The organism is Vibrio amylolyticus (genome assembly GCF_023145695.1).
In the GTDB taxonomy this organism is placed as follows: domain Bacteria; phylum Pseudomonadota; class Gammaproteobacteria; order Enterobacterales; family Vibrionaceae; genus Vibrio; species Vibrio amylolyticus.
In genome coordinates, this window is record NZ_JAJHVV010000001.1 from 73064 (window position 1) to 99223 (window position 26160).

The window sequence follows — 26160 nt, forward strand, 5'->3', positions numbered from 1 at the left end:
TTTAGCTGCCAGTTTGCGGATAAAGAGAAGGTGTTTCTGATCTAGTTATCTACCACTCACTTTCAAGAATCAAATGTACTTAGAGATAATACTCTCTAACTTCCCCTCTTCTTTTAGTGTCGTCAAGCGTTGATTAATGAACGCTTGAAGCTCTGGATCCATTTCAGATGAAAACGCCAGATAAATAGGATAATCGGCGATGACATTACTAAAAGGTTGAATATCAAACTTAGCGGAATCTAGACCCAGTTTATCAAGGTTATATTTAACTCGTGATTCCATTTCTATAAACGCCATCTCACCCGGTGTTCTCTTAACCACACGAAACGCCGCTTGATAATCTTTAACACGAACTTCGTTAACCGCTCCCTCATCAATGTAAGGTTGTAGTTCTGCATAATCAAAACCACGTAATAGAACAACGCCCTTGTTAGCTATCGAGTGCATGCCCACAAAATTAACAGGGTTCATACTGCTCATGACAATGGCATGTTTCACTGTATAAATAGGAATATCTGAAAGATTTTCAGCCTGAACACTCCCCCAGTTTGGGCTTCCATACGTAATCCAGTTCTTCTCTCCACCAGCCTCAAGCACAGAGATCATCCGATTGAACGGATAAGTATGGTAGGTAATTTCATGTTCTGATTGCTCAAATATCGCTTTTACAATATCGGTGACAATTCCAGAATGCTCGTTTGCTTTGTCTTCAATCTGAAATGGTTGGGCTTGCTCTGCAATGACATAATAGTTCACCGGTTGGGCAGCAAATGCCAAACTCGCACTGAAATAAAGTACTGAAATAAAACATAATACGGACTTCATAATGACTCCTTTTCGATAAACTCTACATTCATCCTATTTACTATTCCCTGATAAGGACTATCTTTAAAACTAGCACCCTTTCGCATACAAACAACTTTCTTATGCACGTGATTAAAAAGAGGTGGGCTTTGAAGAACAAACGTCATCTAGGTATTGATAAACAATTAGTTATGTACACCATTTTGGTGAGCATTGTTTTGGCTTTAATTAATACAACCATACATTCCTACCTCTCCTTTAAAAGTGAACTGCAGGAACTAAACGCAGATATCCAATTACTTGAAGAAACAAACCTGTCCAGTTTCAGCTCCAGCCTATGGGTGGAAGATCGAGAACAACTCTCGGTACTGGCAACAGGGCTTCTTAAACACCCAAGTGTTAGTTACATCAATATCATTGGTGTTCAGCCTGTCGAAGGTGAAGAAATAGAAACCATATTGGAGCTTGGCAATAACGTCACCGGCGATTTTATTGATACAAAGTGGGATTTAAATTATAAACTAGGTTCAAAAACGTACCATCTAGGTACGCTTCACATTCAAACGTCACTGGCTCCAATCTATGCACAATTGACCGATAGTTTCATCTTACTACTAGTGATGAAAGCCGTTGAGGCTTTTCTCATCGTCACTTGCATCTTATTCATTGCACTCAAACTTGTCGTCCGCCCTCTAAAAAAGATCAGTACTGCAATGGCCGACTTTAATAATGGCCCCTTACCGAGCCGGATTGAAGAGAAAGAACGACTATTTAATGATGAAGTCGGAGAATTGTCCAAAAACTACAACGCTTGTATCGATCACTTAGATCTTAATTATCATCAGTTAGTGAAATCAAAGAAAAAAGCCGAAATTGCGAATCAGAAGAAAAGCGAATTTTTAGCTAATATGAGCCACGAAATTCGCACTCCGATGAATGGAATTATCGGTATATCGGCTCTAATGCAGGATCTCACCACTAGCCCACAACAAAAAGAGTACCTGAGTGTCCTTGATACTTCTTCTAGGAACCTTCTCAATATTATCAACGATATTTTAGACTTTTCCAAAATAGAAGCTGGTCATTTCACCATTGAAACTAGGCCATTAAATCTAAACTTATTAATAAAACAGCAAGCTGATATCTATAGTATTAAAGCAAAACAAGCAGGTTTAATGTTTGATTGCCATATCGATCAATCTATACCACCAGTTCTTGAAGGAGATTCTGTACGTCTGACACAAGTCATCAATAACTTGTTAAGCAATGCAATTAAGTTCACTCCGAAAGGATCTGTTCATTTAGATGTAAAGCTGATTAAGCGCAAAGTAGATCAGGTAACCATAAGTTTCATGGTTAAAGATACGGGTATTGGTATTGAAAAAAATAAGTTAACCGATATTTTTGACAAATTTCAACAAGCAGATGGCAGCACTACTCGAAAGTTTGGTGGTACTGGTTTAGGACTAGCCATTAGTAAAAACATTGTTCATCTTATGAAGGGAGACTTACAGGTAATTAGTGAGCCTGAACTCGGAAGCCAGTTTTTCTTTGAGCTCCCACTCAACGTCTCAACACAAACCATTGCACCTAGTACTAACAGCGTGCCAAATGTCTGTGACTTTCCGAATTCAACCTCGGATGATTCATTGACGATAACCCCTAATACAATAAACATTGGTGAGTTAAGCAAGCCACTAAAGAAAGTGTTATTTGTAGAAGATACAGTGGTCAATCAACAGGTTATAAAAGTCATGCTAATGAACATTGGGCTCAGTGTTGATATTGCTAATAATGGACTAGAAGCGCTCAATATGTGTCATGAACAGGAGTACTCACTTATTTTAATGGATTGCCATATGCCAGAAATGGACGGTTATGAAGCGACAGCGAAAATTAGAAAACAGTGTAACTGGTCAAAAGACGTTGCTATCGTCGCACTCACTGCCAATGTGATTAGTGAAGACCGACAAAAGTGCTACGATGCTGGAATGAACGATTTTATTTCTAAGCCCGTTACGCCAACCCATCTCTTCCACGTATTGTCTAAGTACTTACCTGACTTAGAAAAAGAGAAACAAGCCCCGCAGAAACAGCATAAAGAACATTGACCAAAACTAGTTGATGTATTGGAGATTAAACTCGTCCTGATACAGTGGCTTTGAATACAAGTACCCTTGATAGATATCGCAATGCTCTTCTTTCAATAGTGCAAGTTGCTCTTGGTCTTCAACACCTTCAGCAACAACAACTTTACCTAAGTTGTGGCCCATTTGAATAATGGTTCTCACCAACATACGATCGGTGTGTTGCGTGACACAATCGTCTATAAATGACTTATCTATTTTCAATATATCGATCGGCAATTGTTTTAAGTAATTTAAAGATGAATAAGCCACACCAAAATCATCAATAGCGACTTTCACCCCAAGCTTTCTTAATTTTTCACACGTAGAGATAACACGCTCAGGTTGAGTCATTAACGCTGTTTCCGTTATTTCTATCTCGAGTAACTCAGCGGGTAAGCCTGCGCCCTCAAGTTCTGACGAAACCACTTTATAAACGTCATCATGAACAAACTGAACCGTTGAAACATTCACCGACACCGATAAACGATGGCCTGAATCCAACCACTCTTTAGCTTGGATACACGCCGCTCGTATAACCCAGCGTCCAATTGGAATAATTAAGGTACTTTTTTCAGCAATAGGAATAAAGCTTAATGGAGAGATTATGCCTAGCTCAGGGTGAATCCATCGAATCAGAGCTTCCGCACCAATAACCTTATTACTGTCGCACTCTACCTTCGGCTGATAAACAAGCACAAATTGCTTCTCTTCAGTTGCTCGGCTGAGTTCTTTTTCAATCTGGTGCTCTCTAATGGTCTCATCGAGCATGTCAGCGTCGTACCATTGAATACAATTCTTTCCTTGAAGCTTTGCTTTATTCACAGCGATATCTGCATTTTTACACCATAAATCCGTATCTCGCATTGCATCTTCGAGTAATGCAACACCAATGCTATAGCCGAGCTTATAAGGGATGGCATCGATCATAAATCTTGGCGTGTACTTATTCCTTAATTGATGCTCTGTATCACTGATTCGATCACCTAGATCATTTTGACCTTGTACAATGATGGCAAACTCATCGCCTCCTAAGCGATACAAATCATTAAAATCATACAGTAGGCCAGATACCCGCTGCGCGAATGCCTTTAGTAATTTATCCCCCTGACTGTGCCCTAAGCTATCATTGACCGATTTAAAACCATCTAGATCGATATGAAATAATGCATAGTCAATATCAGGTCTTGTCTCAATATCCTTTAGATCATTAAAGAAGGCTTTGCGATTAGGTAATCCCGTCAACAAATCCGTCAAACTGTCTTTTTTATAACGCAGCATTTGATAACGTAATCGCACCTGATAGTAAGTCATGACTGTCGCGAATGAAGTAATCAAGAAGATCTCAATAGCATCTTCAATAAACTCTTCAAACTCTTCAGCAGGAAGATGATGAAGATAACTTAGGATAATTAACAACGAGGATGCAATCGGCCAGAGGGAGCCAGGGAAAATAACAATGTAGCAAAGAGGTAAGAGAATAAAACTCTCTTCAATGGCGTCTAGCTCTAGGGGCTCAATTAGCCCACCAACAAGTATTAATGCCAACGATCCTATCGCGCTGACAACCTTGACCTTTCGGTTCTTTGATAAGTAAGCAACAAACATTAAAACTGGGAAGAGTAAATAGACCCAACGAGCAACGTCATGCTCAACGAACAATGTACGAGTAACAACAGCAATAGCGAAAACAAAGGCTAGCTGAATAGCTCGGTCAATACTAAACACACGTGAACATATACGCTGTACGTTTGCCAAACCACTCCCCCCCTCATCAAACTTATAGCTGTTGGTTATATTGTTGGTTATATGATGTCGTTTTCAATCATGCCATAAACGGCATGCTACAACAAACCGTACATCATTCCAATTATATCAGCTATCAATAACTAAAAGTATAGGTTAGGAAAGAGTAAGAATAGTGGTTATTAATAAGAAAATGAAAAACTTAGATGCGATACACACATTTCACCGTGAACCTTCTACACAAAAAAATGACCTTACTACTGTAAGGCCACCTCTTAAACGTCTATTGATTACAACTTTCAGCCCTAAAGCTAAAGACCTAGTTCATCTGATAACGCTTCAATTTGCTTAAGATCCATACGGTGCACTTGAAGCATCTGGTTAATCTGACTTAAGCGTGAGTTTGCTTCATCTTGCCTATCACAAGAGTCCGATTTCGCATCCCAAGATGTTCCTTCCAAATAGGTATCGCATTGTACTTTTAATGATTCAATAATAGACAGTAACTGCTCTTTCTCTTTTTCTAGATTCTCAACTTCTTGTTGAATTCGAAGCTCTTTTTGGAATAACTCTCGTGATCGCTCAAACATCGTTGCTTGCATGTCTGCTTGACGATTTAAGCGGCTGTTTTGGCTATCAGCATTAGCAATTGTCTCGACTTGAGTAGCAACTTGAGACTCTAACGAAAGGTTCACTTTTTCTAACTCAGCGACCAACTCTTCAAGTTTCTCAATATCTTGCTTGTATTGCTCTTTTTGCTCGGTCAACTCTGTTTCCAATTTCTCAGCTAACTGCTCATCAACCTTAGCCACTTTCTCTTCAACTCTGATAACCAGCTGTTTCTTATCTTTTAAAAGCTGCTGGTACTGCGCTTCAAGTTGATGATAGGTCTCTTCCCATTTCTTTGCCGTCGTCGCTGAGCCAATAAGCCCACCTAAAGCAAGCCCAAGTAAACAAGCAATAATAATATAGGTATAGGTTCGTTTATCTCGCTCTTCAACGACGACAACATCATCACCTTCAAATTGTTCAGTATCATTTTGCTTGTTCAAATCTTTCTCCTGAAGACCATACCTATATATCCACGTCTAACGCGACAATACAGTCATAAAATTAAAGCACTGGCCTAAATTAAAGCATTTATCGCGCCAGCTCTGCGATCATGATTGACGCAGTATAAATCAAAAAGCTCACCACTAATGTCACGACAATGCCTTTTTGTATCTTTTCATTAGTTCGATACCGAATTAATAGAAATGCTAATGCAGAAATAAAAACAATCGCTACTAACCTTGTCATTCCCTTTTCCTCGTCAACGCCTCTTTTCGAACAGATTGTTCTTTATACAGAGGCTCAGCATGTCACTCTATTTTAACCTATTTTGCAAAGAGATTGAGACTAGATTGGACACCTAAACGCCCAACTGAGGAATAATTGTGCAAACAGATATTACATAGGTGACATTGCAATTCATTTTCAGTAACATCGCCTTCGCAAATTATCCATTTGGGTAATTGTTCCGATGAAGACTGCAGGAGAGCGGTAAATTAACCATTCATTAACACATGGTTAGTATTACCCACCGAAGAAGTAAATCTTTCAGGTGCTTTGTACTAATGAAAATTAGAAAAGCGTGGACTGTTGTTGGAGGAACCTCTGGAGAGAACCGTACTACTTTGCTGTAGAAATCGGTCGCCGAAGGAGCAAGCTCTGTACATATCAGAGTGAAACTCTCAGGCAAAAGGACAGAGGAGTGGAAAGAACCAACGTATAGAATTTCTAATCAGTATTATGGTTAGACTCTTGTGTGATGTATCGCTCGATCTGCACGCCCTTTCCCTCTTCTCCTTATATTTTGTTTTTTTAAGGGGAAATAATGAACCATATTCAATCTGCATTACAATCAATCAACAGCTTCGTCTGGGGCCCACCTTTACTCATTTTATTAGTTGGAACCGGTATTTACTTCACTTTCAGCTTAGGATTACTCCAATTTAGACACCTGCCTACTGCGCTTAAGCTTGTTTTCACGAAAGACAAAAGCTCATCGAGCAAGGGAGACGTATCAAGTTTTGCTGCGCTATGTACTGCCCTCTCTGCCACTATCGGTACCGGTAATATTGTTGGTGTGGCGACTGCAATCAAGCTAGGTGGTCCCGGTGCTCTTTTCTGGATGTGGCTTGTGGCTGTCTTTGGAATGGCGACCAAGTATGCTGAGTGTTTACTTGCCGTAAAATACCGAAAAGTAGATGACAATGGCCAAATGATCGGTGGACCAATGTATTACTTGCAATATGGTGTCGGTTCCAAAGCGTTAGCCATCATGTTTGCGATTTCCGCACTTGGTGTTGCCTGTTTTGGTATCGGAACTTTCCCTCAAGTAAACGCCATTTTAGACGCTAGCGAAATTTCTTTTGGTGTTTCTCGTGAGATTTCCGCTCCTATACTAACGATTCTCGTTGCTTGCGTAACCTTAGGTGGCATTCAATCTATCGCGAAAGTCGCAGGTAAAGTCGTTCCGGTCATGGCCGTTTTCTATGTGGTCACTTGTGCTAGCGTCATCATTATCAATGCCGACAAACTTTATGATGCGTTCGCACTTGTTATTACTTCAGCCTTTACGCCTACCGCAGCAAGTGGCGGTTTCTTGGGGGCTAGCATCATGCTCGCCATTCAATCAGGGATTGCACGTGGTGTTTTCTCGAATGAATCAGGGTTAGGTAGCGCACCGATGGCTGCTGCTGCCGCGAAAACAGATTCATGTGTAAAACAAGGCTTAATCTCGATGACCGGGACGTTTTTTGACACCATCATTATCTGCACCATGACAGGGCTTGCGCTTATTTTGACCGGTGCGTGGCAAAGTGATTTCTCCGGTGCCGCAATGACTACACATGCGTTTGCTCAAGGGCTAAGTTCAGACACGCTAGGCCCAATGCTAGTGTCTGTTGGGCTTATGTTCTTTGCCTTTACGACTATTCTAGGTTGGAACTACTACGGTGAACGTTGTGTGGTTTTCCTACTAGGTACTAAAGCCGTACTGCCTTACAAAATCATCTTCATCGGCCTAGTCGCTTCAGGTGCATTTTTACACCTGGATCTTATTTGGATCATCGCTGACATTGTCAACGGTTTAATGGCAATACCAAACCTAATCGGCTTAATCGCACTTCGACATGTTGTTATTGAAGAGACCAAGCGATACTTTTCAGGCGCTGCACTTCAACCCATCAAAACTGAAGTAACGGGTTAGCCCATTTAGGTATCGTTTACTTATTTAGGTGACTAAACCAAAAGGCAAGCGTATTCAATCGCTTGCCTTTTTTAGTCTCTATGAAACAATGAATCGTGCCAATCATCAGCAAAAATTGTCCTATGCTAAAGACTATAGATGTTCAGCCATAGACCTAGAGAGGTACTTGGTATGCTGACAAACCTGCACAGTAATACTGCGCTTAGAATATTGCTCTTGTTTTTGGTGTTCATCCTGATTTCATGGCCAATCGTCGCCGATATTGGATTCTCTGTCGCAGCGCTAACCCTTTCACTATTAATCAGTTGGCTCGTGGTGATTCTTACTCTGAAGTGGCTCACTAGGTAGCTTCACATGATCAGTGTAGGCTCGTTAATTTTAATTATACTCACGTATGTCGCGGTACTTTTCTTTATCGCGAATTGGGCGGAGTCAGGCAGTAGGCAAGCCAAAGTTATTTCTTCAAGCGTTTATGTCTACATTCTCTCTCTAGCAGTCTACTGTACGAGCTGGACTTTCTACGGCAGCGTAGGTTTGGCATCGCGTAGCGGCATTATTGTTTACACCATCTATCTTGGCCCTACATTACTAATGCTGATGCTGTACCCAATACTCAAGCGAATCCTTAGAATTAAACAAACCTACCATATTAATAACATCGCTGATTTTCTCTCAGCGCGCTTTAATCGAAGTTTGTCCCTCGCAGGGTTGTGTTCCATTGTTGCCATGATAGGCATCATCCCTTACCTTGCACTGCAACTTAAAGCGATCAACAAATCTATCTATGTTCTGCTTGGAAGCGACACAGTAAACGGGGCAGCGACGCCGATTGATACTGTAACGTCAGTAGGATCAGGCAGCGTCACTTGGCTAATCTGGCTTGGCGTTGGGATATTTACCATCGTATTTGGTATTCGCCACATTGACCCTACGGAACGTCACCCTGGAATGATGCTTGCGTTAGCCGTTGAAGGGCTAATCAAACTGATCGCAATGCTTGCTGTCGGACTCTTCGTTTGCTTTATCTTATTTGATAGTCCTTTCGATATCTTTTCCAAGTTGACGACAGAGATCCCAGCATCCGCTAGTCAAATGGCAACCCCACCAACCTTCATGACGTGGGCAAGTTACACAATATTAGCGGCGTCAGCATTTTTCATGCTTCCAAGACAATTTCACGTTATGGTAGTCGAAAACGCTCGCCTCAGCTTTATTAAAAAAACACAGTGGATGCTGCCTGTGTACCTATTTTTAATGACCATGTTTGCCATGCCAATTGCCGCCGCGGGATTATTGCTACTCGGCCCTCAAAACCCCGATACTTATATGCTCACTCTGCCATTAAGCCAGAACCAGAATGCATTAACTCTCTTAGTTTTCATTGGTGGCTTTTCAGCATCCATGGCCATGTTAATGGTATCAGGTATGACACTTGCTACAATGTTCAGTAACCACCTAGCTTTGCCCATCCTGAGAAAGATTGCACCTAATAACAACTTTGGTAATTACCTGCTGCAAATTCGTTGGTTCGCTGTTTTCCTTGTATTTAGCGCAGGTCAGGCTTTTTATTTATTTCTTGGTGAATCCTACATGCTCGTAAACATGGGGATGATCTCTTTCTGTGCTGTATTTCAGTTTCTACCACTGGTTATCACAGGCCTTTTTTGGAAAGACGTTAACGCGAAAGGCGCAATATTAGGTATCTCAGTAGGTTTCGGGGTCTGGGCTTACTGTTTGTTCATTCCTGCCATCATAAAAAGCGGTTGGATTGATGTTTCTCTATTGGAGCATGGGCTTTGGGGCATTGAATGGCTCCACCCTGAACATCTGTTTGGCTCAACAATGGACAGAATTAGTCACGGCGCATTTTGGTCTATCATCGCAAACATTTCTGGGATTGTTTTAGGCAGTATCTTCTTTAAAGAGAGCAAAGAAGAGAATCGGTACAATGCCGAGTTTATTGAAAATATGATCAGTGACCAGGAGGAGGACGAACACGGAAATTTTGACCTGCCATCAAATATCCCACTACAACCTAAACTTGAAATATTGGTACAAATATTTGGTCAATACTATTCTATCGCTGATGCGTTGAAAAAAACCGAGAAGGTACTCGAAACCACTCAACTAAAAGATAAGCCCACCGTAACCACTCTTGAACTGGCTAACCTAGAGAAAGCCGCTGAGCGTCAACTTAGCGGTGCAACGGGCTCAGCAATGGCACACGTTATCATTCAAGAATCGTTACTATTCAATGAGAATGAGAAACAGCAATTAGAACATACATACACCCAGTTACTTGGACAGCTAAAAATTAGCCCCAATCAATTGCGCCAGCAATTAAACTACGCAAAAGAAAAAGAGAATCTCGCCACCACGTACAACGAACAATTGAAAACCTTAGTTGAAGAGCGAACATCTGAGCTTCAAAAAGCAATGACCCAGCTTCAAGAAACACAGTCCCAATTAGTAGAGAAAGAAAAACAAGCTTCTTTGGGCATGCTCGTCGCAGGCGTTGCGCATGAAATAAATACCCCTATCGGTATTTGTGTTACAGCCTCTTCTAACCTTCAAGAAGAAGTTAAACTCTTAACCAAGGCATATGATAGCGAAAAGCTTAGCGAAAAAGATCTACTCGAATTTTTTGCGCTCTGTGAGGAGTCTGCCGTTATCATTCATAAAAATAATGAACGTGCCTCTGAATTAATCAGAAGTTTTAAACAGATAGCAGTTGATCAATCAAGTGATGAATTAAGAGACTTTAACCTTAAAGAGTATATTGATGAAATTTTGCTTTCCCTTCGACCCCAGCTTAAAAAATCGCCACATAAACTGCTTATAGAATGTCCTGACGATATATACTGTTCATCTTACGCTGGCGCGCTCTCTCAAGTGGTCACCAACCTAATTATGAATAGTTTAATTCACGCGTTTAAAGTTGACCAAGTTGGTGAAATAAAGCTCGTTGCAAAGAATAATGGCGATGCCTTTTACTTAGATTTCAGTGATAACGGAATGGGGCTAGATGAAGAATCGACGAAACGTTTATTTGACCCGTTTTTTACGACCAAACGTAATCAAGGTGGTAGTGGGCTTGGTACGCATTTAATCCACACTCTTATTACAAGAAAGTTAAAGGGAAAAGTCAAAATCGAGACGGCTCTAGGTGAGGGTCTTCACTTTGCAATGGAGATCCCTAAAAAACCAATCAATAGCTGAGTGTTAAAGTTAATAGAGAATGGCAGTAGCGATAGCTTTTGCTATTAGCCAATATAAAAAAATACTGTTTTTTAATTTTTCACCTCGCTGACTATTGAGTAACTTGTAATTAAATAAGTTTTTGCCTATACACATATAAGAAACTTAATTTTTTGAGGAGTATTTACAATGCCTTTGAAACTACTCCGAGAGTTGGACGAAGAAAGCCTCCCACCATGGAAAGTTCTAATTGTTGATGATGACCCTGATATTCATCAAGTCACTACCTTGGTATTAAAACGATTTAAACTCGATGACCGCCCGTTGGAGTTTCATCATGCTCACTCTGGAGCGGAAGCGAAGGAAAAACTCTCGACTATAGAAGATATTGCTCTCATATTCCTCGATGTCGTTATGGAGACAGATGAGGCTGGATTAGACGTTGCGCGCTGGACAAGGCAAGATTTGGGGAATCATAAAACTCGTATCGTTCTACGAACAGGTCAACCAGGGCAAGCACCCGAGCACACCGTTGTCTCTGAATATGATATCAATGATTATAAGGAAAAAACGGAACTCACTAGCCAAAAACTATTTACCACCGTTTACACCGCGATTCGTTCTTATCGAGATATTGTCGAAATTGATAAGGCCAGACAGCTCGAAGTTAATTATCGACACGGCCTAGAACGGGTGATTCAATCAACAGCAGTCATCTTTCAACAGAATACATTAAGCACCTTTTCCAATGGTATTTTGCAACAAGTACTCTCCTTACTGCGTATGAATGATCAGAGTATGCTAGTCAGCGTACGTGGTATGACAACGATTATGGAAGGACAGGAAGAATTTCGAGTCCTTGCACAAATTGGTGGCGAAGGACAAGAACTGACAGACGAACACGTAAAGGGCTACTTAAAGAAAGCGCTCAAAGAAAAAAATAGCATCATTGAAGATGATATTTTTGTTGGGTACTTCTCGACCAGCTCTGGCGCAGTGAGTCTTCTATACCTTAAAGGTGTAAGAAAAATCACCGAGCTTGAAAGCCAATTGCTAACTATCTTCTCATACAGTGTTAGCTTGGCGTTTGAAAACTTATTCCTCAGTCAAGAAATCATCGATACCCAAGGTGAGCTTATCTATCGTCTCGGTGATGTCGTTGAATCTCGCTCTCATGAAGCGGGTAATCATGTTCGCAGAATGTCAGAACTCAGCTACCAATTATGTTTGCTACTTGGTTATTCTGAAGACAGAGCACAACTACTAAAACAAGCCGCACCCATGCATGATGTGGGTAAAATCGCCACCCCTGATGCTGTCCTTCTCAAACCTGGAAAGTTAAATGCCGATGAATGGGAAATAATGAAGCAGCATGCCGAAATCGGGTACAAAATACTGGCGGGTTCGAAACGAAAAATCTTGCAAACCGCGGCTATCATTGCTCACCAGCACCATGAAAGAATCGATGGAACGGGCTACCCTCAAGGGCTCAAAGGCGATGAGATCTCCATCGAAGCGAGAATTATTGCGGCCGTCGATGTATTTGATGCTCTAACTCATGAGCGCTGCTACAAACCTGCTTGGCCGATTGAAGATGTGGTCAATGTGCTCAATGAATCTAAGGGTACCCACCTTGATATACATGTTGTCGATACTCTGCTTGATAACCTTGATGTAGCCTTGGAAATCAATAACAAATACAGCAGTAGCTAAGTTTAACAATGGCTAGAATTTAACGTCAGATTAACAAAGCCATACTCATTTACCCGTGCCTGTTAGGAACTAACTGGCGATTTTTCTAGAATTAACTTAACACCTAACAGTACAAGCACTGCGCCCGTCGTCCCTTCCATCCATTTCAAAAAGCGGGGATTGCTCAACAATGATTTCGCTTTCGACAACAAGCCTGAGAGGCTGCACTGCCAAAGCATGGCAATAACAAAGTGGATTGAAGCCATAAACAGTGACTGAATTAACGCTGAGCCTTGAGGATCAATAAACTGAGGCAAGAAAGCGAGATAAAACACTGCCGTTTTAGGATTAAGGACATTCGACAAAAAGCCTTCTCTAAACGAACGAATAGCATCGAGTTGGCTCGTTTTCACACTGCCAGTTACATTCAATGATGACCCAACGTTTCTCGCCGCTAACAAGCTACTAATGCCTAACCAAATTAAATAGGCAGCACCTATAAGCTTAACCAGTTGAAAGAGTTCGGCAGACTGTGCCAGTACCGCAGAAATGCCAATAGCAGAGAACATGGCATGCACATATAATCCACTGCATATACCAAAGCTTGTAGTCATCCCGTCTGTTAAGCCACCCCTAGAGGTGTTCCTGATTACCATTGCCGTATCAAGACCTGGTGTAAGTGTCAGTATTGTAATAGCGATAATAAACGCTTCAATATTTTGAATAAGCATGGTCAATTCAGTTCATTTTCGATGTTGTCTGCCAATCAAAATAGCGACTTCATAACGTAATAGCTACCGAAAAATCACTCTCATTCCCACTTCTAATCAAACGGCTAAGTAATAGTCTCCTTATAAAATCTTAAAAAACGATTATAAGTTGGGCAAAAAGTTCAGACTCAAATATGATACTTTCCAGTCTCAAAAATCGTGTCATTACTTTGGTTTAATTACATCGTCCTAACGATTGAGAAGCCAAAAATGAAAAAACACTACCTAGCCGCTACGTTGCTTTTACTCTCTACTACCGCATTCGCAGAAGGTGGCGTCGTGACTGACGCTTCAACTAATTTGATTTTTGATTACGATAATATCTCTCAAGAGGAAGCGATCGAACAACTGGATGAGTGTCAAGACATTGCTATGACCACTCAAACGGAAGAAGCATCAAATAAAGGCTCAGCGGTATCAGGCGCAGCGAAAGGCGCGGCAGCTGGAGCAGCAGTGGGCGCAATCAGTGGTAACTCAGGTTCAGACGCCGCTAAAACCGGGGCAACTATTGGTTTAGTTAGCGGGCGAGTCAAAGGAAACCGAGCAGCTGAAGCGTCAAAACAAAACAATCAACAAGCCTATCAAACGGTATTAAGAAACTGCATGACAGACAAACACTTTGTCGCACTAAACTAATATTCCCAAAAGCTGTGTTTACATAGCCAGTATTCAAATAATTAAACGCAAATAGCGAAATTATAAAACAACGTCACAATTAGCGGTCACAATCTAGAAGCAAAATAATAAAGATGAGGCTTAACAAGCAGAGCTCCCCCACTTCGCTTGTTAAGTCATTATCAAACGGCTAGAAACACGACAACTGAAAAAGCTCAATATCCTCTAGGGTTATGCTCATGAACAGCGCTTTAAAAATACTGCTTTCTATCGCTTCCGTTGCGTCATTACTCATTGCGGCAACAAGCTTGAGCCAAGATCTCCCTCCAAAACGCTACTTTCAAGAATCCCCCATTAATGAGCTTTCCCATGAACAGGCCTATTCGTACTACCGAGGGAACTTTGTCGCCTGCGGACTCTCATTACTATCAGGGGAGTCTTTTAAAAAGGTGGACGATGGCTTATTTGATATTTTTGCGCTACGAAGCCAACTTCCTCCAGACTACGATCAAGTCGCTACCCATATCGATCACGAATTTCTATTACTCGGCGAAAATGCCACTCATAAATTTATGTTAGATCTTACCGAAGCCGAAAAAATCAACTTCTGCCAAGAGCTCTTCAACCATTATTCTGAGGAATGGCACTTATCTGAAACCCTTTCTGAGCCATAAATTCGTTAAGCTACCTTGAGTATCAATTAAAGATTGCTACACTGACTTATCTTTTACTTGTCATGGACGGCTAGCCAATGACCGCATTCCAAAAATTAGTAGCTCACTCAAAAACTATCTCTAACTTTAATCACTTAGCAGCCATTTGTGGCTGGGATCAAGCGTCCATGATGCCTTCCGGTGGTAATCAGGCTCGCTCTGAAGCGATGGCACAGCTCTCTGTACATATTCATGGATTACTCACCCAACCACAACTAGAAGAGTGGTTCTCTAGTGCTGAGTCTGAAAACCTTAATGCTAACGATAAGGCCTCTTTGCGCGAACTAAAACGCCAATGGATGCAAGCAAATGTGCTCCCTGAATCACTGGTTCAAGCCAAATCACTCGCAGGCTCTAAGTGTGAACATGCATGGCGCTCTCAGCGTGGAGAAAACGATTGGGCTGGATTCGAAAAGAACTGGGCTGAGGTCGTAAAATTATCACAGGAAGAGGCTCAAATTAGAGCTGAAGCGACAGGTCTATCCCCTTACGACTCGATGCTTGATATCTACGAGCCAGGAACCACATCAGCGTCATTAGATACACTATTCTCTGATGTAAAAACATGGCTTCCAAGCTTAATTGATGACGCGATTGAGAAGCAGAAATCGGAATCCTTTATTACCCCAACAGGACAGTTTGAGACCGCTCAGCAAAAGGCGCTTGGTCTAGAAGTCATGAAGCTTTTACAGTTTGATTTTGAACACGGTCGACTCGATGAAAGTATTCATCCATTTTGTGGTGGCGTACCATCGGATGTGAGAATAACAACCAGATACGACGATTCTGAGTTTGTGCAGTCTCTCATGGGTATTGTTCATGAAACCGGTCATGCTCGATACGAGCAGGGCTTGCCTAAATCACTTGCTGGCCAACCTGCAGGTGAAGCGCGTTCAATGGGCATTCACGAATCACAATCGCTCTTTTTTGAGATGCAAGTTGGTCGTAGTGATGCGTTTATTCAGCACCTTTCAAGCTTAGCGGGTAAACAATTCACTTCACACGACCCTGCACTGTTTGGCTTTGATAATTTTCAAAAGCTCTATACTCGTGTGAAGAAAGACTTCATCCGTGTTGACGCTGATGAGCTAACCTACCCTGCTCACGTGATTTTGCGTTACGAGATAGAGCGTGACCTCATCAACGGTAAAATCAAACACTCTGATGTGCCTGAGCTTTGGAATCTAAAAATGCAGCAATCACTTGGGCTATCCACTGAGGGGAACTTCAAAAATGGTTGTATGCAAGACATACACTGGACCGATGGCGCATTTGGATATTTCCCAAGCTACACGTTAGGGGCTATGTACGCCGCTCAGTTTATGATGTCAATGACTAAAACCATTGATGTAAATGGCGCCATTGAGTCTGGTGACCTGTCGCCAATATTCACTTGGCTAGACGACAATATTTGGAGTAAGGGCAGCTTATTAACGACGGATGAGTTGGTTAAGCAAGCTACAGGTGAAACACTCAACGCTCAGTTTTTCCAAGATCACTTAAAAGCTCGCTATTTATAAACGCACCCTACCCATTGGACCAGGCATAGACTTTCTTTATGCCGAGTCTTTTTAACACGCAGTGGATCCAAGATATTTGTAATGATTATATGAGACTACAACCATTACTTTTAATCGACACTGTATTAATCAAAATAACTCGTTTTTATGGTGTCTTCGCCAAAAATTCCGTTATTAATTGGATATTGTTCGCCTAGCTGTGGGACTGGATTAGAAAATGAAGGATTAATAATCTTCCCATTAGCTAAGATGGCGGTTGGCGTTCCAGCACCTATACCCATTGTTTGCGCTAGAAAAGAAACAGATTGACGCATATAAGATTTTGACCACTGGCACTGGCCATTATTTTCCGGGATAACTCTCGTCTCCCAATATTTCTTCCAAGCCTGCGCTCTATTTTTACTGCACATTACTTTCTTCACAATGTTCCAATTATTACTATCCAAGGAGTAAGGCAGTATATAGACTGTCGCGTTAAAATCAGCCGCACGTTCTGCCAATGCCTTTTCCTGTTTATAACAAGCTGGGCAATCAACAGCGCTGTATAAATACATTTTTTCTTTACCCTCTCCTAATTTGACCGTAATTAAGTCTTCTTTCTTTATTTTGAAAAATATTTCATTCCTTAAGGCCGACATCTTCTCTCTATCAAAGGTTATTTGATTCACTGGATTACCCTTCGCGTCAAACTCTAGTGAACTCACCAGTTTCGGGTTCCATAGTATGGTCGAGCCATCTTTTGCCATAACAGAAATATTTTTGTCGTTGTTAACCTGAAACGCATACAAACCAGGAACCAATGTGGCACCAAAGCCAGTTATCTTTCCATCAAAAAATGTTTGGTATTGCGCAATAGCATATTTCTCATCTTCACTTAGGCCTGCGCTAACCAATGGCGAAAACAAGAATAAAGCCAGTAAGTACACCCATTTGTTCATAATTCATCTCTGTCGCTCTTTGATTTTAAGAGAGCCATAAATAGTTGCAGTTCTAAGCCTTAGTTCTATAAATCATTTAATATAGAACTAAGGCAGGAGTTTGAATAATCCACTGAGGATGTATCTAATACCGTTACACCAATGTATTAAGCCATCTATTAATCAATGTATTAAACCATGTGTTAAGCGGTGTATTAAGCGGTGTATTAAGCAATACACTCTCAATACTACCCGCGAACTAACTATGACTATTTTGGCATTAATTAAACATTTACTTTGTCCATTCCCAATAGATGGCTTCAGCAAGTGCTTTGTGTTCAGTCATAAAATACGGAACGCTTAAAGTGCCCTCTCTCCCTGCATTGAAAATAATGAAATCGTCACTCGTTATCGTTGTTCTAGAGATCGTCCAGTCATTGCCGTCTAGTGCAGATTGAACAACTAAGTCATTATCTTGAATACTCCAATTTAGTGTTCTCGTTAATCCGTCCTCGGTTAGGTCTACTGTATTTCCTTGCGCCGAAAAGCTTAATTCAACGTAGGAAGGTCGTACTACCGCTACAGATGAATCATCCCAAAAGTGGTAAAAAGTTTTTCCTCGATAGTCCGCCTCGACCACATCTTGATACGTATTCGCGTAGGCATTCTTTACGTCTTTCTTGGTCATAAAGCCTAGTTCACCGTAACCTGCCACTAGGATGGTAATATCATCACTGATATAGATGACCTCATCCATGCTGTCTGAACCAGATTTAAAGCCCTTGGCATAATATTTAACTGAGGCCGTTCTCGGCGCGTTGTTACCGACAGTGAACGTCTGTGTCGTCTCATAGAAATCGACGGCTATTATCCCCTCATCAATAAATTGATATTTATTGGTGTGTACGTAATAAAATGTCTCATCCAAGAAGTGTTCTTTTAACGTTTTAGGCATCGCAACGGTAGAAATTATGCCGCCGCTCCCCACTGTATAGAGCAGCTTGTTCAAGTCCTTTCCAGCGTTCAGATCACTGTCAATTTCATTCTTGATACTTTGTGCGATGGTAATCAGTTCAGAAGAAGAGTTGTCTCCAATTACCTGCGTCAATGCTCTCGCCAACGCATGGACTTGAGCCGCAGAATCAGCAGACTCTGAATCGCTCTTTTGCTCTACATAATCACCACTAATCACACTGCTAGGCAAATTAACCTGAGTGGCAAGTGCGTCTAGAGAGAGGTTTTCATTGTGTGCAATAGTTGAAAATGGAGAAATAATGTCAACACCTGGCTTCGCTATAAACTCAAAGTCTTCAATAAGCCTTCCGCCTTTATCAGAATCATAAGTTTGGCCAGCAATTGCCTTAATGATGACCGTGTAGTTTTTGTCCGATTCTTGTAATGTAAACTCACCGTTGTCATCCGTTTTGTTTGTTAACAACTCAGTACTATCGGGAACACCATTACTGTTTCTATCTACATAAACATCGGCATCAATCAAGTAACCGTCAATCGCTTTATAAGTGCTTACCTGAGACTGAGTGTTTACTTCTGAGTTATCGTCGTCGCTACAACCCCCAAGCACTAGTACCGCTGACATTGCCAAAAATGCTTTTGTTCGTTTCATTATTTCCATTCCTATAACGGTTCCTCTCTCCTTGATTTAGCGAGAGAATTTTGTAAAATCACCGCCACAATATGGATCGACACAATTTCATTCAAGGGACGAATAATTCAATGAAACCCGTAAATATAATTCGAAGTTTATGAAAAAATATGGGACTGCTCACAAGAACAGTACGCAACTGTTCTACGACTATTTGGATGTTCAGAATAAAGAAGCTTGGTTAAATGACCTAAAAGAATCCAACCTAATTGAATACAACAATATTCAACCTTTGATTACAGCCCACGAGAAAAACGATTTAGCGTTCACATCGATAGTTGATCAACATTTAACTCGGTATATCGACTCAGTTCCCGACTTCAAAGGCCATACCGTCGATAAATTTAAGGTTGGAGAGAAAATAGGTGAAGGTGGCATGAGTGTGGTTTACCGTGCCGAACGAGAGAACAAAACATTTGAACAATCTGTCGCTATAAAATTTTTTCGCCAATCGTTACATCGACTCCTTGATAACTCCACGATGTTTAATGAGGCTCAAATGCTCGCCCGCCTCAATCACCCTCATATTGTAAAGGTATTTGACGGTGGGAATTATCAAGGCATTAACTACTTAGTCATGGAGCAAGTGCGCGGTCGAAACTTGAATGAATTTTTAACAGAGATCACCTACGATGAAAAACAGTGTTTAACTCTGTTTCTAAAGATTTGTTCCGCAGTAGCTCATGCTCATCAGCACCAAACCGTGCATGCTGACTTGAAACCTGAAAACATTTTAGTCGAGAAAGATGGTACGCCTAAGATCATTGACTTCAACATGCTGCAAAGAGTGCAGCAAAATACTGAAGAGTCAGTAATACTTGCCGTAAGCCCTGTCTACGCTTCACCAGAACAAATTGAGGGTAAATATCTCACAAATACCAGTGATATCTATGCATTGGGTAAGATACTTAATAAGCTACTGAGCCGCTTTGTGAATCAAGATCTACAGCTCATTATCAACAAAGCCACGCAGAATGAGCCCACCGAGCGCTATCAGTTTGTCGAATTACTCGCCAATGATATCCGCTGCTATTCAGATCATTTTCCAACGTCTCTAAACCGATCATCGACTCAGCAGTGTTTATTATTCTTTAAACGCCGTCCACTGTTATCTTCTTTATCACTGTTTACCTTATTTTCAACGATTTCCCTATTTACGCTGCTCGCCATTTCAAATCAGAAACTAGAGAGCGAGAAAGAAACCGTTGAAAAGATATTACTCGAGCTAACGTCCATCTTCCATTATGAAAGCAGTAACCCAATCGTGACAAAAAATATTATTGAAGTAGCAAAAAAACGCTTGTTATCAAACGCCTCACTACCTGAAGATATTCGCCACAAACTTCTTTTTAGTGACTTCGTCGAACCCGAAAAAAAACCTCTCTCTCTTCTTGATTGTTCACTCCAAGATTCATGTAAATAGTATAGGTTTTCCTAAAAATGAAAAAAATATCACTCGTGCTCAGCACTACACTACTGTTCGCCACTAACGTCATCGCATCACAAAGTGTCGGCTATTTTGTTGATGCTCCAATTACTGGCATCCAATATATAACAAGCTCAGGGGTAGAAGGTGAAACCAACAAAGGAGCATACACATACAATCCTGGAGATTCAGTAGACTTCTTTTTAGGCACGGGATCGCATGCTTTCCATCTTGCTGCTGTTTCTGCTGAAGAGTGGGTTTCTCCAAATTCTATGACCGTGAAGCCAACGCTTACAATCAATATGACTCGGCTGCTCCTCGCGATGAGTGAATTCGATCCTGAGGAAAATGAACTTATTGTTGACGAAAACAAGCTCAACCAAACACAGGTTCAAGGTTTTCTAAGTGGGCTTAATCTGTTTGAATTAGACGCTGTCGCTAAACATTACAGTATTGAACTTCCGACGGTTGGTGAAGCCGCTTTACACCTGCAATCTAGCTATGAATACATTAAAAATACGTTTGACTCTAAAGACATTGTTTATTCACCAAAAGATAAAGAGTTACGAGATATTTTGATTAAAACCAGAGACTCTAACAATACACTTTGCTTTTATGATCTATCAAAAACAAGTAATCCTGATTACATTGGCCCGTTAGGGAAAACCACGTATAAAATCACCAACAAAGGCATATACGAATACCCTGATTACGGTGATAGATACGGCAGTTCCGACAAGAACGTCTCCAGCTGTAATATCGATATAAGAGCTCGTAGAGAAACCGAGGAATTCCATTCTGTTTCTGATTTTAGCGGTTGGTCGGGATTGTTTGCTTGCGCAATTAAAGGGTGTAGCCGCACAGATCTTAGCGGTTATGTTGTAGAAGATTACGACTCAGGATCCAGCTATAAATACCGAGCTAATGCCATTTCATTTAATCCAACGACGCAGATCTTACTGAATAAAAAACAAGGCTTAGGTGAGCATAAGAAAATAATCGGTGCCAATAACGAAGAGATAATTTGGTTCACCTTTGCAACGGATGCGGTATCACCACTGTCGTTTGATGGACAATGGCAAGAGAAAAAGATACATAAAAACATCGTCCAGTATCGCTGCTTAAAAATTAAAAGTAATGAAGTATGGGCCACAGATTTTAAAGACAAGCGCTGTAGTAAATGGAATGTGTCTAGCTATAACAATGTAAGTGATCAATTTAAAGATATGTGGTGGCTTAACAAGCTCAACGAACCGCTCTATTTTTACCATCTAAACATGCCCGTCATGTGGCAAGACGGACAAGGCTCACAACACTATACAACATGGGAATATCTCCCTATTAGCAAGAAACTCGACGACGGAATAGTTTACCGCTATCAGCAAACGCTAGACATGCAGACTCAATCACTACTGACTTCACACATTTCTGAATTAACTAAGCTGTGAGGAAGAGATGGAACTCACTGACCTAATTCTAAGGTGGCAAGCAGGCGATAAAGAGGTTGAACAGAGGCTTTACCTTTTTGCTTACGAACACTTGAAAACAATTGCTCAGAAAGAAAGAGCGAGAAACTCCCTTAAATTTGGAGAACAAAATCAAGTATTTAATGAATTCTCGAATAACACCACAGCATTGATAAATGAAGCTTATATCAGAATCAGTCAATCAACAGATTCTGATATTAAAAACAGAAAACAGTTCTATTTGTTGGTGAGCAAGGTTATTCGCCAAATCTTAGTGGATCAATATCGCTACTTTGGTGCCCTCAAGCGTCAAAGTAGCGACGATACCGGTGAAGTTAACGACATTGACAATATCTTAGAGCTCAATCAAGTTGTTGATTCATTCAGTAAGAAATACCCCGCTCAAGGAGAGGTTATTAAACTGAAGTATTTTCTAGGTTTAAGTGTTAGTGAAATCAGTGAACTTCTATTAAGTAGCGTAAGTAAAATTGAAAAAGACATAAGCTTTTCAAAAAGCTGGATTCGGATCCAGTATCAGAGACACTGACTAGTGTTCACTGGACCGATGGCGCATTTGGATATTTTCCAAGCTACACGTTAGGGGCTATGTACGCCGCTCAGTTTATGACGTCAATGGAGCAGACCGTGGATGTTGATGGTGCGATTCAAAGCGGTGATTTATCGCCGATCTTTACATGGCTATCAGATAATATTTGGAGTAAAGGTAGCTTAATGAACACAGATGAGCTGGTGAAATCTGCAACGGGTGAAACACTGAACGCAAAACACTTCCAAAATCATTTAAGAAGTCGTTACTTATAACACAAAAAGGAGCAGCGACAATGCTGCTCCTTTTTACTAGGCAGAGCATCGCCTCATACCTATCTTCAGATTCTTTCGCAGCGAACAAAGAGAAAGTTCGGGTTGTTCTTAAGGCGAATATAAGTCGACTCACAAATGTCTTTCGCTTTTTCGTCGACATCACCTTCGCTCAGTTTTGACACCACTAAGCCTGAAGCCGTTACCGCATTGATTATTTCAGATAACGAGCGACGATAAAAACGCACAGAAACGGGAGTGCCAATGGTATCCCACTCCTCTTGGACGGTTTCTCGTTCAAAATAGTTACCGCTGGTTGTGCATTCAAAATCAGCAAAAGGGTGATGTGTTGAAAACACCATATACCCACCCTTTTTCAAAACCCGTTGAACATCGTTGAAGACTGGCTTTAAGTCCTCGACGTAGTGCAGGACCAAAGGGCAAATAATGATATCCGCGCTGTTGTCTTGTTCAGCAGGTAAACCTAAAGAGACATCTTGAGCGTAGGATTTCACAGCACTACCAAACTCACGGTTCACTATATCAACCATCTCAGAGGAGAGATCGACACAGGTTAACTGTTTAACTGAATGCTCAATAAACCATTTCGCATAAATGCCAGTACCACACCCCATATCGACGACATTTTTATCGGTCACGTCATCAAGTAAAGCGAGCGTTGAAGGTCTCTCTAGGCACGCGTTATAAATATTATCTTTCACAACCTTTGCATATTTATCCGCATGCTTTATGTACATCTCTGACATGTTAAGCCCACTAATCTAAAGTAAACCGCAATCATAACACTGAAAGAAAACAAATAGCCCCCTCTAAGCTCATTTGCGACTCTCGACTCAATGCGATTTTACCCGCTAAACTGACCAACAGTAGCGCCGATAAGCCTTCAATCGCTCGAGTGTATCTACTCATTCTTGGATTACTAAACAGCCAACCACCAGCGATAGCGTAAATGAAGTTACATAGGGTCGCTAATCCACTAAACAAGATTTCTAATATCAATAGTTACACTGCAATCAACTAAGTAAAATCGAACGTTTTGCCTATACTTTAATAACGTCAGTGCTTAAAAATCGGTTATTTCAATGTCAGATCAAAATGTTGGGCAAATACTCCAAGCATTTAATAGCATCGAGTCCAAGCTTCAAGAGCAAAATGGGATGATTCGCGAGTTAACGGCTAAAGTAGGCTTGCTGGAAAATCAGAATAAAAAGCTTGAACAAATGATGCTTAAAATGAAACCAGCTCAAAACTCATCAACAGACCAATTAGGAAATAATGGTGAGTTTCAAGACAAGGTAACGCAAAGCTTAAAATCTATCGAAGACAAATCTAAAAAAGCCATTGAGCTGATTAAGGTAAACGGTAGTGGCGTTAAAAAGCGCGCATGGCCTTAGCTTTCTAGACAGCTGTATTTTGATTGCTATTAGATAGATCCCATAACTAACTGCTGTAAGAGCGACACCACCGTACAATTGGCTCATGAAAGCCAAACACCCTCATGTTGCCTGAAAACACGAGAATCACTCCTGCAGCTGATAACCAAGTCCACTCATACCCTTCAAATAGCGTTGAGAGTGACAGCGCAACTAAGGGAAACAGAACTGTACAATACGCCGCTTTAGCCGCGCCAATTCGGCCTACTAGCGCCAAATAAGTATTAAACCCAATCACCGAACCTATGATCGCGAGATAGATTAACGCGCTTAAATACGTTGGGGTTTCAGGTATTGCCAAAGGAAGGTCCATGACCAAGGCGATAATAAGTAAATACAACGCACCGTAACCCATCGACCACGCCGTAGTTGGCAAGAGTGGCATCTCCTGCTTTTGCGCTCTCGCTGACACAATATTCCCCATGGAGAAAAAGTACGTTCCCATAAAACTTAGCCCTAGCCCCAAGAAGATGGTGATATCCATATCAGCACTTAAGAACTGTGAAGAAAAGAGCAGAACTACACCAATGAACCCAGTTAATGCGCCTTGAATAAATGCACTCGACGGCCTGCGTTTTTCTAGTATCCACAGGTTAATTGAATTAAAGATTGGTGCTAACGAGAAGACAACCGCATTTAACCCACTTGGAAGGTATTCCGTTGCAGCGTAAAAGAACAGAAAGTTATTTGAAAACAGACAGAGAGCCAACAACCCAGCCATTTTATGATTCTCAATAGAAAGTTGAGGCAAAGCATTCCTAATCCTGAGCAAGACAAGTAATACGATAGAAGCAATAGCAAAGCGCCAGCCTACAGAGACAACAACAGGCGTATCGCCTAACTGGAATGCGATTGCTAGCCAGGTGGAACCCCATATAAAAACGGTAACGGTATAAAGAACAGCGTTCATTAGATCTCCCTCTCTAAACGGACTGATTGTTCAGCTTAAAGAAACAGTTAAAGAAGATCGTTTCTAATCCTGCGGTTTTTATAGATTCTTGCGCTTTTCTTTTTGGGTAGGGTTTAACCGTTGTTGTAAATATGTATATTAGGTGTAGCAGTCAAGGAGATAGCGTTGAAGAAAAGCCCTCAAGAAAAGGACAAACGACAAGATGTTTATAATGTCCTTTCAAATAACACAGCGACATTACATAAGGATCTATGGCTTGATAACGGCATAGGCTCTGCTGTTTGGAGCAACAACAACGGCAGTGCACGCTACAATAAGCCGGGGCATCACACCTTAAGTTTCTACTTACAAGGGGGCCATAATACCCAGCGTATAATGAACTCTGGAAACCTGAATGGTGGTATAGATAAACTGTGCCTAATGCCTAAGGATCATCATTCAGAGTGGGCTTTTTCCGCTCCGTTCTCTTTCTTTCATCTTTATTTCGAACAATCACACTTACAAAACTTCGCTGAACAAGTCTTTGATAAAGAAGGACGAAACATTGAGTTAAATGAGCGAACCTTCGTTGATGATCCTTTCGTCAGCCAATTGATTCGTCAAACCATGTTAAATCAGAATTGGGAAGACTCTACCGATAAGCTCATGCTTTCCCATGCTCAGCAAATGTTGCTGCTGCACCTTGTGCGTCGTTATTGTGAGCACTCTATCACCAAGTCGCTTAGCACGGGCGGGTTATCAGCAGCGAACCGTCATAGAGTGATCGATTTTATTGAGGCGAATTTATCTCGCTCTTTCACTCTAAACGATCTGGCCACACTCGCAAACTTAAGTGATTTTCACTTTGCTCGGATGTTTAAAGAGAGCTTTCAATGCACACCTCATCAATACGTGCTGACAAGACGTATTGAGTTAGCAAAGCAATTACTGACTCAATCAACAGGGTCATTGGCCGAGATTGCCCAATTGTGTGGTTTTTCATCTCAGCAGCACCTCTCTTCGCAATTTAAAACAAGAGTCGGCTCAACGCCTTCAGTTTTTCGTCGCGAGCAAAGCTGACACTGTCAT

Annotated in this window: 23 protein-coding genes, 1 pseudogene and 1 riboswitch; of the genes and pseudogenes, 14 read left to right on the forward strand and 10 right to left on the reverse strand. The window is 41.2% G+C overall.

The features are described from left to right. Window positions 1–69: 69 nt before the first annotated feature. The gene (locus tag KP803_RS00380) at window positions 70–825 is read right to left on the reverse strand and encodes a substrate-binding periplasmic protein (protein WP_248006849.1); all 756 of its coding nucleotides are present in this window, start codon (window positions 823–825) and stop codon (window positions 70–72) included. A gap of 128 nt (window positions 826–953) precedes the next feature. Here KP803_RS00380 and KP803_RS00385 point away from each other — a divergent pair, with 128 nt between their 5' ends. Beyond that, window positions 954–2915: an ATP-binding protein gene (locus tag KP803_RS00385; RefSeq protein ID WP_248006850.1), complete on the forward strand. Its 1962-nt coding sequence runs from the start codon at window positions 954–956 to the stop codon at window positions 2913–2915. Between the two features lie 6 nt (window positions 2916–2921). On the opposite strand, the gene KP803_RS00390 is transcribed toward KP803_RS00385, so the two are convergent. From KP803_RS00390 to KP803_RS00400, 3 genes are all read right to left on the reverse strand, one after another. Continuing rightward, a complete protein-coding gene (locus KP803_RS00390) occupies window positions 2922–4688 on the reverse strand; it encodes a putative bifunctional diguanylate cyclase/phosphodiesterase (RefSeq protein WP_248006851.1) in 1767 nt (588 codons plus the stop codon). Between the two features lie 299 nt (window positions 4689–4987). Continuing rightward, window positions 4988–5728, reverse strand: a complete 741-nt coding sequence (locus KP803_RS00395; RefSeq protein ID WP_248006852.1) for a chromosome partitioning protein ParA — start codon at window positions 5726–5728, stop codon at window positions 4988–4990. Between the two features lie 88 nt (window positions 5729–5816). After that, the gene (locus tag KP803_RS00400) at window positions 5817–5975 is read right to left on the reverse strand and encodes a hypothetical protein (protein WP_248006853.1); all 159 of its coding nucleotides are present in this window, start codon (window positions 5973–5975) and stop codon (window positions 5817–5819) included. Window positions 5976–6322: 347 nt separating this feature from the next. Then, a riboswitch (glycine riboswitch) is annotated at window positions 6323–6435 on the forward strand. 117 nt (window positions 6436–6552) lie between these two features. Here KP803_RS00400 and KP803_RS00405 point away from each other — a divergent pair. The 4 genes from KP803_RS00405 to KP803_RS00420 all read left to right on the forward strand — a co-directional run bounded on the left by KP803_RS00405 (window position 6553) and on the right by KP803_RS00420 (window position 12840). Further along, window positions 6553–7929, forward strand: a complete 1377-nt coding sequence (locus tag KP803_RS00405) for an alanine/glycine:cation symporter family protein (RefSeq protein WP_248006854.1) — start codon at window positions 6553–6555, stop codon at window positions 7927–7929. 138 nt (window positions 7930–8067) lie between these two features. Further along, window positions 8068–8277: a hypothetical protein gene (locus KP803_RS00410; RefSeq protein WP_248006855.1), complete on the forward strand. Its 210-nt coding sequence runs from the start codon at window positions 8068–8070 to the stop codon at window positions 8275–8277. Between the two features lie 6 nt (window positions 8278–8283). Next, on the forward strand, window positions 8284–11148 hold the full coding sequence (locus KP803_RS00415; RefSeq protein ID WP_248006856.1) for an ATP-binding protein: 2865 nt from the start codon (window positions 8284–8286) through the stop codon (window positions 11146–11148). Window positions 11149–11316: 168 nt separating this feature from the next. Beyond that, a complete protein-coding gene (locus KP803_RS00420) occupies window positions 11317–12840 on the forward strand; it encodes a DUF3369 domain-containing protein (protein WP_248006857.1) in 1524 nt (507 codons plus the stop codon). A gap of 62 nt (window positions 12841–12902) precedes the next feature. On the opposite strand, the gene KP803_RS00425 is transcribed toward KP803_RS00420, so the two are convergent. Continuing rightward, complete coding sequence (locus KP803_RS00425) at window positions 12903–13550, reverse strand: LysE family translocator (RefSeq protein WP_248006858.1); 648 nt, start codon at window positions 13548–13550, stop codon at window positions 12903–12905. 249 nt (window positions 13551–13799) lie between these two features. Here KP803_RS00425 and KP803_RS00430 point away from each other — a divergent pair, with 249 nt between their 5' ends. From KP803_RS00430 to KP803_RS00440, 3 genes are all read left to right on the forward strand, one after another. Further along, entirely contained in the window at window positions 13800–14225 is a 426-nt protein-coding gene (locus tag KP803_RS00430) for a glycine zipper family protein (RefSeq protein ID WP_248006859.1), read from the forward strand. Between the two features lie 218 nt (window positions 14226–14443). After that, the gene (locus KP803_RS00435) at window positions 14444–14878 is read left to right on the forward strand and encodes a hypothetical protein (protein WP_248006860.1); all 435 of its coding nucleotides are present in this window, start codon (window positions 14444–14446) and stop codon (window positions 14876–14878) included. 77 nt (window positions 14879–14955) lie between these two features. Beyond that, window positions 14956–16437, forward strand: coding sequence for a carboxypeptidase M32 (locus tag KP803_RS00440; RefSeq protein WP_248006861.1), 1482 nt, complete (start codon window positions 14956–14958; stop codon window positions 16435–16437). 125 nt (window positions 16438–16562) lie between these two features. Here the strand turns inward: KP803_RS00440 and KP803_RS00445 are convergent, their stop codons facing one another. Both KP803_RS00445 and KP803_RS00450 read right to left on the reverse strand, forming a co-directional pair. After that, on the reverse strand, window positions 16563–17375 hold the full coding sequence (locus KP803_RS00445) for a thioredoxin fold domain-containing protein (RefSeq protein ID WP_248006862.1): 813 nt from the start codon (window positions 17373–17375) through the stop codon (window positions 16563–16565). A 271-nt stretch (window positions 17376–17646) separates the two neighbouring features. Beyond that, on the reverse strand, window positions 17647–18978 hold the full coding sequence (locus KP803_RS00450) for a hypothetical protein (protein WP_248006863.1): 1332 nt from the start codon (window positions 18976–18978) through the stop codon (window positions 17647–17649). Between the two features lie 139 nt (window positions 18979–19117). Between KP803_RS00450 and KP803_RS00455 the strand changes: the two genes are divergently transcribed. The 4 genes and pseudogenes from KP803_RS00455 to KP803_RS00470 form a co-directional block, all read left to right on the forward strand. Beyond that, entirely contained in the window at window positions 19118–20440 is a 1323-nt protein-coding gene (locus KP803_RS00455) for a serine/threonine-protein kinase (protein ID WP_248006864.1), read from the forward strand. Window positions 20441–20457: 17 nt separating this feature from the next. Next, window positions 20458–21891, forward strand: coding sequence for a hypothetical protein (locus KP803_RS00460; RefSeq protein WP_248006865.1), 1434 nt, complete (start codon window positions 20458–20460; stop codon window positions 21889–21891). Window positions 21892–21898: 7 nt separating this feature from the next. After that, window positions 21899–22456 (forward strand): ECF-type sigma factor, encoded by a 558-nt coding sequence (locus KP803_RS00465; protein WP_248006866.1) that lies wholly within the window; start codon window positions 21899–21901, stop codon window positions 22454–22456. After that, window positions 22453–22731: pseudogene (locus tag KP803_RS00470) on the forward strand (carboxypeptidase M32); the annotation flags it as partial. The gene KP803_RS00465 and the pseudogene KP803_RS00470, both read left to right, overlap by 4 nt. 65 nt (window positions 22732–22796) lie before the next feature. Here KP803_RS00470 and KP803_RS00475 read toward each other — a convergent pair. Then, the gene (locus KP803_RS00475) at window positions 22797–23495 is read right to left on the reverse strand and encodes a class I SAM-dependent DNA methyltransferase (protein ID WP_248006867.1); all 699 of its coding nucleotides are present in this window, start codon (window positions 23493–23495) and stop codon (window positions 22797–22799) included. Window positions 23496–23526: 31 nt separating this feature from the next. Beyond that, window positions 23527–23658 (reverse strand): hypothetical protein, encoded by a 132-nt coding sequence (locus KP803_RS21870; RefSeq protein WP_282437121.1) that lies wholly within the window; start codon window positions 23656–23658, stop codon window positions 23527–23529. A gap of 173 nt (window positions 23659–23831) precedes the next feature. Here KP803_RS21870 and KP803_RS00480 point away from each other — a divergent pair, with 173 nt between their 5' ends. Beyond that, a complete protein-coding gene (locus KP803_RS00480) occupies window positions 23832–24143 on the forward strand; it encodes a hypothetical protein (RefSeq protein WP_248006868.1) in 312 nt (103 codons plus the stop codon). Between the two features lie 46 nt (window positions 24144–24189). Here KP803_RS00480 and KP803_RS00485 read toward each other — a convergent pair whose 3' ends face one another. After that, window positions 24190–25092, reverse strand: coding sequence for a DMT family transporter (locus KP803_RS00485; RefSeq protein ID WP_248006869.1), 903 nt, complete (start codon window positions 25090–25092; stop codon window positions 24190–24192). A 165-nt stretch (window positions 25093–25257) separates the two neighbouring features. On the opposite strand from KP803_RS00485, the gene KP803_RS00490 reads away from it, so the two are divergent. Then, window positions 25258–26151, forward strand: a complete 894-nt coding sequence (locus KP803_RS00490) for a helix-turn-helix domain-containing protein (protein ID WP_248006870.1) — start codon at window positions 25258–25260, stop codon at window positions 26149–26151. Window positions 26152–26160 lie beyond the last annotated feature (9 nt).